This is a genomic window from Aeromonas sp. QDB56, from assembly GCF_027705505.1.
Taxonomy (GTDB): Bacteria; Pseudomonadota; Gammaproteobacteria; order Enterobacterales; family Aeromonadaceae; genus Aeromonas; species Aeromonas caviae.
Genome location: NZ_JAPDBZ010000101.1, coordinates 1 through 14,970, shown reverse-complemented (window position 1 = coordinate 14,970; position 14,970 = coordinate 1). Strand labels below are relative to the sequence as shown.

Here is a 14,970-nt window from a genome sequence, read left to right as displayed (position 1 = left end):
TACACACTTTCCAGGCGTGCTCCTTCAGCCACTCGGACACCTCACCAAATTTTTACTGCTTGAAGTGGCTTTCGGAGTACGCTGCGCGTGCATCTTGCCGACTTCGTCGGTGGGCAGCCTCTCGGATACCGCACCAAATTCTGGTCTGTGATTTAACGTGTTCAGCCAACACGGTGTTCGCTGCGCCGTTGCGCTGGAACGGGGCGTAATTTAGGGGAAAGGGCTGCCTGGGTCAACCACTTTTCCCCTTATTTTTCATAATCTTTATCGAGTGCCTATCCCTTGAGCATAATGCCGGTTTTTTAATCCCGTTCAAGGCTTGTCGAGAATGATCAGGCTGTCAGGCAGCTCGTTCTGATCCCGGGTTGCGGGGAAGGCGTCGGTCAGAATGGCGCTGGTGCGCTCCACGCACTCCAGGAACCCCTGCTCGACCTCCTTGTTGCGTACCCGAACCACGAAGTCGTCGATGATCTGCTGCCACTGGGTGTTGTCGATGTGCTGGGCGATCCCGTCGTCTACCAGGATCTCCACATAGTGCTCCGCCACCGAGACGAAGATGAGCACCCCGAGCCGGTCCCGGGTGCGGTGAAGTCCCTGCTCGACAAACTGCAGGCGGGCCATCAGGGCGGCCCGGTGACGGCGTACCTTGTTGGGAATGAGCCGCATCTTGATGGGTGTCCAGTGGAACAGCAGGCTCAGCAGCAACCAGACCGACCACTGCACCAGCAGGATCTCGTACCAGCCAAGCCAGAAGCCGAGCTGGAAGACCAGCAGGGGGGTGAGCATGGCGAGCAGGGCGGCCCACAGGGTCGGAATATAGCGATAGCCATCGCTGGCCGGGGCCAGCACGGTGACCAGTTCGGCATCCGTGGCCTGCTCGGCCTGTCGAACCCTGGCCTGCAAGGTGTGGAAAAACTGTTTCGAAATCATCTTGTTGTCTCTTTTTCCCTGATTACCAACCGCCAGATGCACCGCCGCCGCCAAAGCTGCCGCCGCCACCACTGAAACCGCCACCACCACCGCCAGTGCGGCCGCCAAAAGAGCCGGCACCGAATCCACCGGCCATGTAGGCGGCCCGGCGACGTCCTCCCGGCCCACCGCCGCCGCCGCGTAGGTTGTGCAGCACGATCATCGCAATCACCACCAGGATGAAGAGCCAGGGACCTCCCTGCTTGTCGGCGTTGCTGGTGTTGTCCACGGGCTGATATTCCCCGGCCAGGGCCTGCATGATGCCCTGGCTGCCGGCGAGGATGCCGGCCACCATGTCACCGCGCTTGAAGGCGGGCAGGATCCGGGTCTGGATGATGTTGGCGGCGATGGCGTCGGGCAGGGCACCTTCCAGGCCATAACCCACCTCGATGCGCACCTTGCGCTCGTCCTGGGCGATGATCAGCAGAACGCCGTTGTTCTTGTCTTTTTGGCCGATGCCCCAGTGGCGACCGAGCTGGTAGCCGTACTCTTCGATGGTATCCCCCGCCAGCGTGTCGATGGAGACCACCACCAGCTGGACGCCGCTGCGCTTCTCGAAGACGGCCAGTTGCTGTGCGAGTTGGTGGGCCTGCTTGCGGGACATCAGATTGGCCTCGTCCACCACCCGCCCGGTCAGGGCCGGGAAATCGGGGGCGGCATGCAGCGCCGTGGCACAGAGCAGCAGACAGAGCGCCAGCCAGTGTCTCATCACGTTCATTGGAAGCTGACCTTGGGCGCCTCATCGGCACCGGGTTTGGCGCTGAAGGTGGGTTTGGCTTCCAGATCGGAGTAAAGCAGCTTGGACCAGATGACCCCGGGGAAGGTACGGATCTCGGTATTGAACTGGCGTACTGCCTCGATGTAATCCCGTCTGGCCACCGCGATGCGATTCTCGGTGCCTTCCAGCTGGGCCTGCAGGGTCAGGAACTGCTGATCGGTCTTCAGATCCGGGTAGCGCTCGACCACTACCATCAGCCGGGAGAGGGCGCTGGAGAGCTGCTCCTGCGCCGCCTCGAACGCCTTGAGCTGGGAGGGGTCACTCACCTGCACGCTGCCGACTCGGGCACGGGCATCGGTGACCGCCTTGAGGGTCTCCTGCTCGTGGCTGGCGTACCCCTTGACGGTGGCCACCAGGTTGGGAATGAGATCGGCCCTGCGCTGGTACTGGTTCTCGACCTGTCCCCAGCTCGCCTTGACCTGCTCATCCAGGGTCGGAATGTTGTTCATGCCGCAGCCGGTCAAACCCAGCAGCAGGGTCAGGGTCAGCAGGGCACGGGTACCACGCTGCCAGAGTGAAGTGGCCATCTTGTTGTTCTCCATTGATATTTCTCTCGGAAATAGGTTCACCATAACAGCTTGTGGTCAGCCCTCACAACGCCTGGGTAAGAGGGGGGCGCGGTAGCTCATCGACACCTTGGGCAACTGGGGTTTGTCCTTGAGCCAGGAGGCCAGCTCCTCCCCACAGCCATTGCCGGGGGGAATGGGAGCCTGGGACTGGCAGTCCGGACTGTTTGCCGGGCAGCGCAGGCGCACGTGAAAGTGGCTGAAGTGGCCGACCCAGGGGCGCAGCTTGCCGACCCAGGCTTCACCGGGTGCCTGTTTGCACACCTCGGCCTTGATGACGGGGTTGACGAAGATGCGCGCCACCTCGGGGCGATCAGCCGCAAGGCGCAGCAGATTGAGCTGCCTGGGACCGAATCGGCCGGGTAGCATCCGGTAGCTGGGTTCGTCGATCAGCGCCCACTCCCTGGGGGCATCCTGCTCCCAGCGGCTGATGGGTCTGTCAGCCATCCTGAACCAGATGTCGGCATCCAGGCCGGTCTGGTGGCTGCGATGACCTGAGGTAAAGGGCCCCCCGTGCATCATGGCGAGGTCGGCGATATAGAGATCCGGCATGCCGGCCAGTCTGGTCTGGTTGGCCAGATGCTGCAGGTAATGGATGAGGTCGGGGTGACCGTAATAGCGCAGCCGTTTGGTGCGGATCACCTGATAACCAGGACCTTCGAGGGGCAGGGCCACGGCATTTTTCAGGCAGCCGGCGGAGTAGCCGCCGATGGCCTCGGCATAGAGTGTGCTCGCGGACAAGAGCAGGGCGGTGGCGAACATGGGACTCCCGGGATGGCGCCCAGTGCGGGCTCAGACAGCCCCAAGCATACCAAGAGTGGCGGCTGGCCGTCATCCGTGTCGCGGTGGCGGTTGCATCGCGGCGCGTCGCTCGCGCACAATGCGCGGCAACGCAGCGACGGCAAGGCCGTTCGCATCACAGAAGGAGAAGAGAAGATGAGAGTCAGTGAGCTGGCAGCGCAAGAGAACGTGAGCTGGCTGATGCCCCCGGCCCGGCGGTTTTACGGGGTCATGATCTGCCTGTTGCTGGCGAGTCTCGCCACTGTGGTGGCCGCCCTCTGGCTGGGATATCCCGACATGGGCCTGCTGCCCTGGGTCGGGGTGGTCTTTGGCGGTATCGTGCTGGTGATGATGGTGTTGCCGCGCAACTGGCAGCGCTGGCGTCTGGCGGAGCTTGCCTGGGATGAACGCCATCTCTATCTGCTCAATGGCGGCGAAGACCGGGCCTTGGCGCTGCCCAGAGCCGTGCTGGTGGGCATGGAGCGGGATCGCAAGGTGGGACACGATGGCCAGTGGCTCGATTTCAGCCTGGATCTCGGGCTGGATGAGGTGACCCTGGCGACGGCCACCAGCCTGCTCGGGTTGTCCCGGGAAGGGACTCACGAAGTGGCCCCCGGGGTCTATCGATTCGGGTTCAAACGTGCCTGGCATGGGCGTCGTGCCCTCGGCACATTGCTGGCCGAACTGCACCCGCTCTGACTATTTTCTCGACAATTCATCCCAATGCTCAGATACTGCCTCTGATTCGATTTGATCTTTCCTGCTCTGATAACCCAAGAGATCAAGGACTTGGGATACGAAGCTGGAAGTGCCATGGCATGATGCCGTGGCTGGTCCGGCAGGGGGGTTGTGCCCTTACTCCCAGGTCGGTGGATGCATAGATAAGGCACCTTGAATCGAGAGTGGATGGCATGAAGATTTACGTAGGTAATCTGTCGTACCGGATGACGGCCGACGAACTGACAACCGTGTTCAGCCAATTTGGGCAGGTAGACAAGGTCGATATCATCATCGACCGCGATACCGGTCAGTCCAAGGGGTTTGGTTTCATTGAAATGCCGGTCAATGGTGAGGCCGAGAAGGCCATCGCCGAGTTGCACGGCACCGAGGTCGGCGGCCGCACCATCACGGTCAATCAGGCCAAACCGAAGACGGATGCACCCCGTGGTCGCCCCCAGCGCCATCGTTGAATCGTCTCGATAACGGAAAACGGCATGGAATCCTCCATGCCGTTTTTGTTTTCAGGGTCTGGTGCAGACTCAGGGAACGTCATAACCCAGAGCGGCCTTGCGGATGCGGAACCACTGCTGGCGAGTGAGCTCAATGGACTCGGCTGCCACGGCGGCGGCGATCCGCTCCCGTTTGCCGGAGCCGATGAGGGGCAGCGGCTGACTCGGCAGCATCATCACCCAGGCGTAGACCACCTGCTCCAGACAGTCGGCGCCCACCTCCTGGCGGATCTGCTCGAGTTCCGCCCGCAGCGGGGCATAGTCGGGGGCATGGAACAGCCGCCCGCCGCCAAGGCAGGACCAGGCCATGGGCTTGATGCGCAGTTGTTGGCATTGATCCAGGGCACCATCCAGCGTCCCCTCCTGATGGAGCGGGGAGATCTCCAGCTGGTTGGTGACCAGGGGGAAGGGCAGGCGGGATTGCAGCAGGGCGAACTGGTGGGGCGTGAAGTTGGAGACCCCGGCGTGCTTGATCTTGCCTGCCTGCTTGAGGGTGATGAAGGCGTCGGCCACCTCGTCGGCGTTCATCAGGGGGTCGGGGCGATGGATCAGCAACAGATCCAGATGATCGGTGCCGAGCTTTTGCAAGGAGGCTTCGGCACTGGCGACGATGTGTCCCTTGCCGGTGTTGTAGTGATTCAGGGCGTGGGCCGGATTGGCGGTGAGGGCGATGCCGCACTTACTGACGATCTCCATGCGATCGCGCAGGGAGGGCTCCAGGCGCAGGGCATGGCCGAAGGCCTCCTCGCACTGGTAGCCACCGTAGATGTCGGCGTGATCGATGGTGCTGACCCCGAGATCAAGGTGATATTTCATCAGGTCCAGCAGGGCGGCGGGGGAGAGCTGCCACTCCATCAGGCGCCAGTAACCCATGATGAGGCGGGAGAAGGTAGGGCCTTGCTCATGCAGGGCCAGACGGGATACGGACATGGTGACTCCTCTGGAGATAAAAATGCGAAAAGAAAGGGGCAAAATCATGTGCCAGCATCTTGGTCTCTTCCGGCGGACAAGGCAATAATGCCCCCTTCGCGAATTCGAACTATGGTTCTGACTCCGACGGGTCAAGATCCCGGTGTCAGTGAGAGGAGAAGGGGTGATGGAAGGATTTGCCGCCAGGCTGCAAAGCCTGATCGGGGAGGGGAGTGTGAGCGCCTTTGCCCGCAAGGTGGGGTTGAGTGAAGCCCTGATCCGCAAGTATCTGAAAGGGGCCGAGCCCGGCCTTGGCAAGGCGAACCAGATTGCCATGGGGGCCAACTGCTCGCTGGAGTGGCTCGCCACCGGTTGCGGGTATCTCTATCGTCAGGCCGAGGTGGTGGACAGGGACGCGCTGGCGGCGGCGGGGGCGCTGGTGCAGGAGACCCGTCCGGGAAAGCCCATGCCGGACGAGGAGCAACTGGTGACCCTGCTCGCCTATTACCAGTTCCTGCGCAGCCACAAGCAGGCGGACGGTTTTCTGGATCTGGCCCGGGCGCGGGAGTTTGGGCGCCATCTGGCCGAGGCCTGAGCCTGACGGGTGCCCCCGGCAGTCCGCCATTCTTCTGATACCCTCTAAGCAGTGATCAAATCCAAGGACACGCAGATGAGCTATCTGATCCTGGGCAGTGGCGGGTTGGGCAGTGCGCTGGCACGGGAGCTGGCCAGACGGGGCGAAGAGTGGTTGCTGGCGGGCAGGCAACTGCCCAGGGGGCTGGATCCCGCCTGCTACTTTCCGCTGCAGGAGGTGGACCCGCTCTCCTTCGAGGCCCTCTTCACCCTCTATGACAGCACCACCCTGCCGACGGTGGTGATCAACACCATAGGCCTGCTCCATGATCTTGCCCACATGCCGGAGCGGCGGGTGGATGAGGTGACCCCCCAATGGCTCGAAGAGAGTCTGCTGGCCAATGCCTGGCCCCACCTGGCCCTTGGTGCCAACCTCAGCCGGCGCATGATGCCCCAGAGCACGCTCTGGCTCTGCACCCTCTCGGATCGGGCGGGATGCCTGGAGGAGGGGGGCGAGGAGGCCATGTGCCACTACAGCTACCGCATGAGCAAGGCCGCCCTCAACATGGGGTCCCGGATCCTGGCGGGTGAGTGGGCCGGACGTTTTCCAGGCGCCGGTGTCATCACCGTGCATCCCGGCCTCATGAATACCCCCATGCAGCAACCTTTTCTTCAGGAGATGGATCCCGCCCTGCTGCAGGATCCCGCCGAGGTCGCCGTCCGCCTGCTGGATCTGATGGCCACACTGACGCCCGCGCACTCGGGCCGTTTCGTGGACCTGCACGGTCAGTCGCTGCCCTGGTGAGCCGCCGGGCTCACATTCCCGCTTGCCGTTTCTTGCCAGCCGGGTTCCGGCTGGTTAATGTCATCGTCCTGCATCAGGAGGATGACATGCGCTATATCGATTTACGAAGTGATACCGTGACCCAACCCACGGAAGCCATGCGCCAGAGCATGCTGCATGCCGAGGTGGGAGACGATGTCTATGGGGAAGATCCCAGCATCAATGCGCTGGAGCGCCGCGGCGCCGAACTGCTTGGCAAGGAGGCGGCCCTGTTCGTGCCCTCCGGCACCATGTCCAACCTGCTGGCCATGATGAGTCACTGCCAGCGTGGGGAAGGGGCCCTGCTGGGGGCGGCCTCCCACATCTATCGCTATGAGGCCCAGGGCTCTGCCGTGCTGGGCTCGGTGGCCCTGCAATCCGTCCCCATGCAGGCGGACGGCACTCTGGCCATCGAGGATGTGCGGGGGGCCATCGCTCCCGATGATCCCCATTTCGTCCAGACGCGCCTCGTCTGCCTGGAAAATACCCATAACGGCAAGGTGCTGCCATTGACCTACCTGCGCGCCATGCGCGAATTCGTCGACGAGAAGGGACTGAAGCTGCACCTGGACGGGGCTCGCCTCTTCAATGCGGTGGTGGCGAGCGGGGAGCCGGTGGCCGCCATCGCGGCGCCTTTTGACAGCATCTCTGTCTGCCTCTCCAAGGGACTGGGGGCACCGGTGGGTTCCCTGCTGGTGGGATCGGCTGCGTTCATCGCCCGCGCCAGACGGCTGCGCAAGATGCTGGGGGGCGGCATGCGCCAGGGAGGGATCCTGGCCCAGGCCGCCCTGTTCGCGCTGGATCAGCACGTTGCCCGGCTGGCGGATGATCATCGCCGCGCCAGGCGTCTGGCAGAGGGGCTGGCCGCGTTGCCAGGCATCGCACTCAATTTGGGGGAGGTGCAGACCAACATGGTATTCCTGCGCCTGACCCAGGGAGATCCCGTCACCTTGCTGGGTTTCATGAAGGAGCGCGGTATTCTCTTCTCCGGCTACGGGGAACTCAGGCTGGTGACCCACCTGCAGATCACCGACGATGACATCGACGAGGTGATCGACGCCTTCACCGAGTATCTGAGTGGCTGACGCCATTCCCCATCGCAACAACAAGGGCGCCATCGGGCGCCCTTGTTGTCATGGCAGGGGCGGTCATCCCTGGCGCTGGCCGGTGATCAGCATGGCCTCGTCGGTGGCGTCATAGATTATGATGGCCAGATGGGTGACCTCTCCGGCGAAGTCGGCCAGCGGCACCAGGGTCAGGTTCTGGTACATGTAGGGGGCCGATCCCGTGATGGGGCGGTAGTTGGAGAAGCGCAACAGGTAGGGGCGCTGCTCCCAGGTGCTGAAGGCACGGTTGTTGAGCTTGAACACCATGTTGGCCTTGCGCTCGAGCCAGGCCTTGTCCACATCGGGAAAGAGCGAGAACAGTCTTTGATCGCGCACCTCGCCTGCCAGCCGGCCGCTGTGACTCTCCATGAAGCCGTTCCACACCTGGATCCGGTACTCCCTGTCGAGCACGACCAGCCCCACGTCCAGATTCTGGACGATGTTCATCAGCCAATGAAATTCCCGAATGTCCATGGTCACTCCTGGTGGTTGCTGCCGCGGGACGGTCAGAGCATGTGCATGATCTTGTTGTTCATGGTGGCGATGGAATCTTCGGTAAACAGCAGCAAGAGATCGCACTGCACCGCATAGCCCTGCACCCGATAGTTGATCTCGATGGCCAGAGTGCGGCGCCAGCGGCTCTGGTTGGTCCGAATGAGATCCTGAATGGGCCTGTGCTGGCCCAGCACCACGGGGTGACCCTGGCTAAAAGGGGTGTCGAGCTGGTTGGCGTAGCCGCGCAGGAAGGCACCGATCAGCACGTTGGCGGTGTCCATCAGCAGTTCCAGTTCGGCGCCGTGATCCAGCTCCCCCTGATGGTTCATCAGGCGGGCCAGGTCCTGGAAGCTGGCATCGTGGAACAGCAGCAGGGCCTCCCCGGCGATCCCGGCCCCGATGAAGCCTTGACAGACCGCAGAGAGCGTCTCTGACTCGGCGGCGGCCGAGAGCGCCATGTGCAGCTCGGAGACCTCCAGCACGTTGACGTTGGGGATGGGGAGCAGCACGAAGGCGCCGAGCAGGCGGGCCAGCAGATCCGCCCCCTGGCCCATGGCGACGTTGGCCAGCTCCTGATAGACATCCCGCAGCTCGGGGGTGAACTGGATGCTGCTCTGGGCAGCCTGGTGGCTGGCGACGGGCTGGGGCTGGATGGCCGTCACCTGGGTGGCCGATTGCCACAGTCCGTGGCGCTTGAGCAAGGCAAGGAGGGTGTCCGGGGAGGCCGGCTTCTTGATGAAATCGAGGGCGCCAAGGGCCATGACACGCTCATGGGCTTCCGGCTGGATGTCGCCGGAGACCACGATCACCTTGCTGCGCACCCCTTCTCGCTTGAGGGTCTCGAGAACCCCATATCCGTCCATCTCCGGCATGGTGAGATCGAGAAAGATCAGGTCCCCGTGCCCCATCAGGATCTGCTCGACCCCTTCCAGTCCGTCCGCGGCCTGGTGCAAGGTGACACCCCAATCGGCGGGCAGGGCGCGCACCAGCTGTTTGCGCGCGAACCCGGAGTCATCACATATCAATACATTCATAGTGTTAGCCGACCTGTGCAACGAGGATTGCGCTAAGTGTGGGTCATCAGCCGTCAGATGCAACGGGCAGCGGCTGCGCCGGTGAAAATTGATCGTTCTGCTGGCGGGTACGATAGCGCTCAGAGTGCTTCTCGACGAAATCGGCGAACATCTTAACACGCAACGGGGTGAACCGGGGCTGACAATGGAGCATGTAGAAGGGACGTTTTCCCGACTGCCAGTCCGGCAGGACGGGGACGAGCTGACCATCTTGCAGGAAGGGGTGCACATAGTGCTGCGGGGCGTTGACGATGCCGAGGTGGCGCTGGGCTGCCCGCACGGCGGCCTGGGTCTGGTCGATGCAAAGGCGGGGAGTGCGCTTGATGCAGATCGTCTGTTCGTCCCGCCCGCTCAGTTGCCAGTGCTGGTGGGGCCAGCAGTAGATGAGATCGTGCTCTTCCAGCTGGGTCGGGTGGGAGGGCACCCCCATCTTCTCCAGATAGAGGGGGGAGGCGAACAGACCGTACTGGATGTGACCCAGACAGAGGGCGTTGGGCAGGGTCTGGGGGAGCTCGCCGTTGAAAAAGACCAGGTCCCTGTCCTGATCTGCCTGGAGGGCATGGTCGTTGGACTGGCGGATGTCGAACTGTACCCAGGGATAGCGCAGGCCGAAGTCCACCAGCATGTCGACCAGGATGGTGTTGGAGAGGGCGATGGGGGCTGCGAGGCGGATGAGGCCGCTGATGTCCGTCTCCTCACCCCGGATTTCGCCGGTGGCCTGCTCTATTTCCGCAAGGGGGGTACAGAGGCGCTCGTAATAGCGCAGCCCTTCGTCCGTGAGACGCAGCTTGCGGGTGGATCTGTGCAGCAGGCTACATCCGAGCTGCTCTTCCAGTTGGGAGATACGTCGACTGATGGTGCCGGTCGGCATGCCCAGCGCAGCGGCGGCGTGGGAGAAACCGCCCTCTTGCACCACCTTGACGAACAGATAGAACTCTTCGATGTACTTCATAAGCGGTTTTAGGGGGTGTTCTGGCTGTAACAAGCCAGTGACCTTATGAAGAGTCACCGGGCTTGGCAAGCGCAATCCGGCGTTTAATTGATCTGGATTAGATTCGACTCGCGCTGGTATTGCTGGAGCAGATGGACGAAATCTTCCGGGGATCTGTCCAGGCTGTTGTCGGGCACCAGCAGATCGTACCCTAGCAGATCCCGCAGCCGTGCCATGCGGTTGCCGAGCATGGCGATCACCCCCTCATAGCGCTGGCCGGCGGGTGAGCAGAAGCGGCTCTCCTCCAGCAGTCCCTCTCCCAGGAGCCCACTGCCGCACCCTCCGGTCGGGCAGTCGGAGCGCTCGCTTCGCATGGCCTGCATTAGCACGGCGCGCTGCTCGGTGAGCAGACGGACGGCGAGCCGGGGTGTGATCAGCGTCAAAAAAGCGTCGTAATCCTTTATTTTCAAACCGATGTAGGGCAGCTCCACCAGATCCCACCCCAAATGGATACGTGGTTGGTCAATTCGCTGAATATTTCTCCATTTTAGGATCCAGCCGCCGTACTTGTGATGGTATTGCAGGCAGTCCTGACACAAAGAGAGACTAAAATGAGGCTCACCCAGTTTCCAAGCCCCGACAAGAATTGTCATCAGGCCCGCCAGGAGGAGGGAAATGGCGGGGATTAGTAGTTGTTCACGAAGAAAAAAAAGTATAAAAATCATAGCAATGGTTATCACCATGCCCAACAATACCAGTGTGAGTCCATTTCTTCTTACCATGGGGATCACATGTAGCGTTTTCATATGATTTCGGCCTTTTTTCATCCGTTTGTTATCCGATTATGGGCCGGAACGGATTTTGTACCAGCGCGAATGCTCCTGTCAGGGGGCGCAAGCGACTGGTTCGACCATGAGCTTTCAGCATGAATCATCACTCAACATGAATACGCTAGACGAACGCCTGCTCACCGTGATGGATGTCCTCCACACGCCGGTCTGGGTCTATGACATCCAGCGTCATCATATTTACTGGGCCAACGATGCTGCCCTCGGGCTCTGGGAGGCGAGCTCCCTGGCCGAGCTGAAGTCCCGGGATTTCTCCGCCGACATGGCCGCCGCCATCGATCTGCTGCTGCAGCGCTATCTCGGCGATTTCCAGCAGGAGCGCAGTTACAACGAGTGGTGGACCCTCTCACCCAAGGGGGTCAAGAAGCAGGTCTATCTGCGTCTTTCCGGGATCCAGCTTGCCGGACGGTAGATGATGATGGCGGAAGCGGTCATCGATGCCGACACCCTCTATCAGGAGTCCTCCCTCGCCACTGGCGACACCCTGGCCTGTATCTTTGACAACGAGGGGCGCCTCGAGAGCGGCAACCATCACTTCGACATGTGCTTTGGCACCGGCATTCTGACGCTGCCCCAGATCTTCTCCGGTGCGGACGAGGCCTTCTATCGTCGCCTCTCCCGTCTGGACGAAGTGGTGGCTGAAGGGGAGTGTCGCACCCAGAAGGGGATGCGCTGGTTCCAGTACCAGTTTCGCCATATCCAGCAGGGGGCACGGATCCTGCTGACCATGCGGGACATCACGGATCGCAAGCTCGAAGAGCTGGAGCATCGCCACCTGGCCTGGCACGACTCCCTCACTGGGCTGCTCAACAGCTACGGCCTGATGAAATCCCTGGAAGCCTATTGCGGCCTCGGGGGGCGCTTTGCCCTGGTGTTCATGGATCTGGACAACTTCAAGCTGGTCAATGACAACTACGGCCACAAGGCCGGGGATCGCCTGCTGGAGCGGGTCGCCGGACGGCTCAAGCAGATCTGCCCGCGGGACGTGGAGCTGGCGCGCCTTGGCGGGGATGAGTTCACCGCCCTGGTGCCCCTCAACCAGGCGAGCGATCGGGCCCAGGAGGTGGCGGATCTCATGCTCTCCCAGATGAGCAAGCCACTGCAGCTGAGTGGTGTCCCCGAGGTCACCATCGGCGGCAGCATCGGCATCGCCATCTACCCGGACGACGCGGATGATGGCGACAATCTCATCACCCGTGCCGACATGGCCATGTACCAGGCCAAGCAGATGGGGCGGCTTCGCTGGCAGCGCTTCACCCCCAGCATGCAGCAAAGCCTGCATCGCAAGCTGACCCTCAAGCAGTTTCTGGCCAAGGCCGTCGGTCGGGGGGAGCTCAGCCTGCGCTATCAGCCCCAGGTGGATGTGGCGCAAGGTCGGGTCATCGGTTTCGAGGCCTTGGTACGCTGGTACAATCCCGTGCTTGGCCATGTGTCGCCGGCGGAGTTCATTCCGCTGGCCGAAGAGATGGGGCTCATCCGGGAAATCGGAAGCTGGGTGCTTTCCACCGCATTGGCCCAGATGGGGGAGTGGCAGCGACAGGACGGGGTGAGGGTGCCGGTGTCGGTCAATCTCTCGGGCTTTCAGCTCTCTGCCAGTTTGCCGGAGCTGGTGGCCCAACTGCTCGAGGCATTCTCGGTGGAGGCGGCACTGCTGACCCTGGAGCTGACCGAGACGGTGCTGATGCTGGACATGAAGGGGTGCATCGAGATCCTCGACGCCCTGAGCGAGCAGGGGATCAAGATCGCCATCGACGACTTCGGGACGGGCTACTCCTCCCTGGCCTACCTCAACCGGTTGCCCATCGACACCATCAAGCTGGACCGCTCCTTCGTGGTGGGGCTCAACCTGCCGGTGATCCGGGCGACGGTGGCCATGGCCACCAGTCTGGGGCTCGGGATCCTGGCGGAAGGGGTGGAGGAGGAGCACGAGCTCGCGGCCCTGCAGACCCAGGGTTGCCATGTCTTCCAGGGATTTCTGTTCAGCCGTCCCATGACACCGGAAGAGGTGGCGGCGGCGGGGTTCGCAGTACAGTGCCGGCTGGGCCGCTATCCCCTCGCAAACCATTGAGAAAGTTGTCGATAAATGTGCGGCATCTCCCATTTATGAAGTGCGAGATGCCAAATTAAACATAATTAATCGAATTTTTGTCTCATATCATGGGATCCATTAGACGTTATCGCTAGTATGCGCGCTCATTCCTTGGTAATGGAGTATCACCATAATGAGTCAAGCTGCAGTGAACGAGCGTCCGGCCCCTCCCAACGGCTGGTTGAACCGCTTTCTGAACGGGGTGGAGAAGGCGGGCAACAAGCTGCCGGATCCCGCCATGCTCTTCCTCTATGCCTTGCTGATCGTCTGGGTCGGCTCCTGGATAGGCTCCCAGTTCTCCTTCGATCTGGTCAATCCCCGCACCGGAGAGGCCGTGGTCATCAACAACCTGTTGACCGGGGCAGGGCTGGCGGACTTTCTCGCCAGCATGGTCACCACGTTCACCGGGTTTGCTCCCCTTGGCATCGTGCTGGTGGCCATGCTGGGGGTAGGGGTGGCTGAACAGTCCGGTTTCATCAACACCGGGCTCAAGAAGCTGCTCAAGGTGACGCCGGCGCGCTTTCTGACCCCCATGCTGATCCTGGTGGCCATCGTCAGCCATACCGCCGCCGATGCGGGCTATGTGCTGGTGATCCCCATTGGCGGCATCATCTTCCATGCGGCGGGTCGTCACCCGCTGGCGGGGATTGCCGCGGCCTTTGCCGGGGTTTCCGGCGGGTTTGCCGCCAACTTCCTGCCCTCCGGCGGGGATGCGCTGCTTCAGGGGTTCACCCAGTCTGCAGCCCAGTTATTCGACCCTGACTACATGGTCAACACCCTGTGCAATATCATCTTCACCGGCGCTTCTTCCTTGCTGATCATCTGCGTGGGCTGGTTTGTCACCGAGAAGATTGTCGAGCCGCGCCTCAAGCAAGTGCCCCTCAACGAGGATCTGGAGAGCGCCGACGAGATGGGTCGTTACAGCGCGCAGGAGAGCCGGGCCTTCAACTGGGCCGGGTTCGCCATGCTGGCGGCCGTGGTGCTGCTGGGGCTGGCGCTGGCCCCCGGCGACTCGCCGATGCGGGCACCGGACGGTTCCCTCACCACCTTCGCCGCACCGGTGATGAAGTCCATCGTGCCCCTCATTTTCCTGCTCTTCATCCTGCCCGGGATCGTCTACGGCTTTGTCGCCGGCAGCTTCAAGAGCGGCAAGGATGTGATCGACGCCATGTCGGCCACCATGAACAAGATGGGCTCCTACATGGTGATGGCCTTCTTCTGCGCCCTCTTCATCAAGGCGTTCGGGGATTCCAACCTCGGTACCCTGCTGGCGCTCTCCGGTGCCGAGGTGCTTCACGCCCTGGCGCTGCCGGGAGAGGTGACCATCGTCGGCATCATACTGCTGACGGCCACCGTCAACCTGGTGGTGGGCTCGGCCTCCGCCAAGTGGGCCCTCATTAGCCCCATCCTGGTGCCCATGCTGATGGCGGTGGGGATCTCGCCCGAGCTGACTCAGGCCGCGTATCGGGTGGGGGATTCCGCCTCCAACATCATCACCCCGCTGATGGTCTTCTTCCCCCTGGTGGTGGTCTATTGCCAGCAGTATGTGAAGAGCACAGGCATCGGCACCCTGGTCTCCATGATGCTGCCTTACTCCCTGGCCTTCCTGGTGAGCTGGACGGGCTTCCTGCTGATCTACTGGGCGCTGGGGTTCCCGCTTGGGTTGCAGGCCCCCTATGTCTATCCTGTCCCTTGAGGGTGACGGGGGGCCTTGGGCCCCCCGCTTTTTTGGTTCTTCGCGGGATCTTGGGGAAGTGGAAGTTGACAGACAGGGTGCTGGTAAACTGGCTGTCTCCAAACA

15 protein-coding genes and 1 pseudogene are annotated in these 14,970 nt (G+C 62.1%); 7 read left to right on the top strand and 9 right to left on the bottom strand.

Annotated features, from left to right (window positions below; all coding sequences use genetic code 11):
• Positions 1 to 312 precede the first annotated feature (312 nt).
• From OKB81_RS14785 to mepA, 4 genes are read right to left on the bottom strand one after another with little or no spacing between them, the layout of a single operon-like run.
• Positions 313 to 930, bottom strand: a complete 618-nt coding sequence (locus OKB81_RS14785) for a TPM domain-containing protein (protein ID WP_010675024.1) — start codon at positions 928 to 930, stop codon at positions 313 to 315.
• Positions 931 to 952: 22 nt separating this feature from the next.
• On the bottom strand, positions 953 to 1,687 hold the full coding sequence (locus tag OKB81_RS14780; protein ID WP_160837249.1) for a TPM domain-containing protein: 735 nt from the start codon (positions 1,685 to 1,687) through the stop codon (positions 953 to 955).
• Positions 1,684 to 2,289 (bottom strand): LemA family protein, encoded by a 606-nt coding sequence (locus OKB81_RS14775; RefSeq protein WP_160837247.1) that lies wholly within the window; start codon positions 2,287 to 2,289, stop codon positions 1,684 to 1,686. Before OKB81_RS14775 ends, OKB81_RS14780 begins: the two co-directional genes overlap by 4 nt.
• Positions 2,290 to 2,331: 42 nt before the next feature.
• Positions 2,332 to 3,075 carry a penicillin-insensitive murein endopeptidase gene (mepA, locus tag OKB81_RS14770; RefSeq protein WP_069785143.1) on the bottom strand — a complete coding sequence of 248 codons (744 nt, stop codon included), beginning with the start codon at positions 3,073 to 3,075 and terminating at the stop codon, positions 2,332 to 2,334.
• A gap of 174 nt (positions 3,076 to 3,249) precedes the next feature.
• On the opposite strand from mepA, the gene OKB81_RS14765 reads away from it, so the two are divergent.
• A complete protein-coding gene (locus OKB81_RS14765) occupies positions 3,250 to 3,792 on the top strand; it encodes a hypothetical protein (RefSeq protein ID WP_069651382.1) in 543 nt (180 codons plus the stop codon).
• 212 nt (positions 3,793 to 4,004) lie between these two features.
• Positions 4,005 to 4,283, top strand: a complete 279-nt coding sequence (locus OKB81_RS14760; RefSeq protein WP_029314670.1) for an RNA recognition motif domain-containing protein — start codon at positions 4,005 to 4,007, stop codon at positions 4,281 to 4,283.
• A 69-nt stretch (positions 4,284 to 4,352) separates the two neighbouring features.
• Here OKB81_RS14760 and OKB81_RS14755 read toward each other — a convergent pair whose 3' ends face one another.
• Positions 4,353 to 5,252, bottom strand: a complete 900-nt coding sequence (locus tag OKB81_RS14755; protein ID WP_151028103.1) for an aldo/keto reductase — start codon at positions 5,250 to 5,252, stop codon at positions 4,353 to 4,355.
• 166 nt (positions 5,253 to 5,418) lie between these two features.
• On the opposite strand from OKB81_RS14755, the gene OKB81_RS14750 reads away from it, so the two are divergent.
• The 3 genes from OKB81_RS14750 (at position 5,419) to ltaE (ending at position 7,712) form a co-directional block, all read left to right on the top strand.
• Positions 5,419 to 5,826, top strand: coding sequence for a transcriptional regulator (locus tag OKB81_RS14750; protein WP_039038703.1), 408 nt, complete (start codon positions 5,419 to 5,421; stop codon positions 5,824 to 5,826).
• Positions 5,827 to 5,901: 75 nt separating this feature from the next.
• Positions 5,902 to 6,609, top strand: a complete 708-nt coding sequence (locus OKB81_RS14745; RefSeq protein WP_270805294.1) for a short-chain dehydrogenase — start codon at positions 5,902 to 5,904, stop codon at positions 6,607 to 6,609.
• Between the two features lie 86 nt (positions 6,610 to 6,695).
• Positions 6,696 to 7,712: a low-specificity L-threonine aldolase gene (gene ltaE, locus OKB81_RS14740; protein WP_160837245.1), complete on the top strand. Its 1,017-nt coding sequence runs from the start codon at positions 6,696 to 6,698 to the stop codon at positions 7,710 to 7,712.
• A 63-nt stretch (positions 7,713 to 7,775) separates the two neighbouring features.
• Here the strand turns inward: ltaE and OKB81_RS14735 are convergent, their stop codons facing one another.
• From OKB81_RS14735 to OKB81_RS14720, 4 genes are all read right to left on the bottom strand, one after another.
• Positions 7,776 to 8,207, bottom strand: a complete 432-nt coding sequence (locus tag OKB81_RS14735; protein WP_160837243.1) for a PAS domain-containing protein — start codon at positions 8,205 to 8,207, stop codon at positions 7,776 to 7,778.
• A gap of 32 nt (positions 8,208 to 8,239) precedes the next feature.
• Entirely contained in the window at positions 8,240 to 9,262 is a 1,023-nt protein-coding gene (locus tag OKB81_RS14730) for a response regulator (protein ID WP_041211557.1), read from the bottom strand.
• Positions 9,263 to 9,308: 46 nt separating this feature from the next.
• Positions 9,309 to 10,253 carry a LysR family transcriptional regulator gene (locus OKB81_RS14725; protein ID WP_270663487.1) on the bottom strand — a complete coding sequence of 315 codons (945 nt, stop codon included), beginning with the start codon at positions 10,251 to 10,253 and terminating at the stop codon, positions 9,309 to 9,311.
• Between the two features lie 83 nt (positions 10,254 to 10,336).
• Positions 10,337 to 10,885: a DUF2982 domain-containing protein gene (locus OKB81_RS14720; RefSeq protein WP_234888573.1), complete on the bottom strand. Its 549-nt coding sequence runs from the start codon at positions 10,883 to 10,885 to the stop codon at positions 10,337 to 10,339.
• 322 nt (positions 10,886 to 11,207) lie between these two features.
• Between OKB81_RS14720 and OKB81_RS14715 the strand changes: the two are divergent.
• Both OKB81_RS14715 and OKB81_RS14710 read left to right on the top strand, forming a co-directional pair.
• Positions 11,208 to 13,148 (top strand): annotated as a pseudogene (locus OKB81_RS14715) (putative bifunctional diguanylate cyclase/phosphodiesterase).
• Between the two features lie 154 nt (positions 13,149 to 13,302).
• Entirely contained in the window at positions 13,303 to 14,865 is a 1,563-nt protein-coding gene (locus OKB81_RS14710; protein ID WP_160837239.1) for an AbgT family transporter, read from the top strand.
• Positions 14,866 to 14,970 lie beyond the last annotated feature (105 nt).

Excerpts from the sequence above, each read along its gene's own strand:
- OKB81_RS14785 (WP_010675024.1), bottom strand. The coding sequence starts at position 930 with ATGATTTCGAAACAGTTTTTCCACACCTTGCAGGCCAGGGTTCGACAG.
- OKB81_RS14780 (WP_160837249.1), bottom strand. The coding sequence starts at position 1,687 with ATGAACGTGATGAGACACTGGCTGGCGCTCTGTCTGCTGCTCTGTGCC.
- OKB81_RS14775 (WP_160837247.1), bottom strand. The coding sequence starts at position 2,289 with ATGGAGAACAACAAGATGGCCACTTCACTCTGGCAGCGTGGTACCCGT.
- mepA (WP_069785143.1), bottom strand. The coding sequence starts at position 3,075 with ATGTTCGCCACCGCCCTGCTCTTGTCCGCGAGCACACTCTATGCCGAG.
- OKB81_RS14765 (WP_069651382.1), top strand. The coding sequence starts at position 3,250 with ATGAGAGTCAGTGAGCTGGCAGCGCAAGAGAACGTGAGCTGGCTGATG.
- OKB81_RS14760 (WP_029314670.1), top strand. The coding sequence starts at position 4,005 with ATGAAGATTTACGTAGGTAATCTGTCGTACCGGATGACGGCCGACGAA.
- OKB81_RS14755 (WP_151028103.1), bottom strand. The coding sequence starts at position 5,252 with ATGTCCGTATCCCGTCTGGCCCTGCATGAGCAAGGCCCTACCTTCTCC.
- OKB81_RS14750 (WP_039038703.1), top strand. The coding sequence starts at position 5,419 with ATGGAAGGATTTGCCGCCAGGCTGCAAAGCCTGATCGGGGAGGGGAGT.
- OKB81_RS14745 (WP_270805294.1), top strand. The coding sequence starts at position 5,902 with ATGAGCTATCTGATCCTGGGCAGTGGCGGGTTGGGCAGTGCGCTGGCA.
- ltaE (WP_160837245.1), top strand. The coding sequence starts at position 6,696 with ATGCGCTATATCGATTTACGAAGTGATACCGTGACCCAACCCACGGAA.
- OKB81_RS14735 (WP_160837243.1), bottom strand. The coding sequence starts at position 8,207 with ATGGACATTCGGGAATTTCATTGGCTGATGAACATCGTCCAGAATCTG.
- OKB81_RS14730 (WP_041211557.1), bottom strand. The coding sequence starts at position 9,262 with ATGAATGTATTGATATGTGATGACTCCGGGTTCGCGCGCAAACAGCTG.
- OKB81_RS14725 (WP_270663487.1), bottom strand. The coding sequence starts at position 10,253 with ATGAAGTACATCGAAGAGTTCTATCTGTTCGTCAAGGTGGTGCAAGAG.
- OKB81_RS14720 (WP_234888573.1), bottom strand. The coding sequence starts at position 10,885 with ATGACAATTCTTGTCGGGGCTTGGAAACTGGGTGAGCCTCATTTTAGT.
- OKB81_RS14710 (WP_160837239.1), top strand. The coding sequence starts at position 13,303 with ATGAGTCAAGCTGCAGTGAACGAGCGTCCGGCCCCTCCCAACGGCTGG.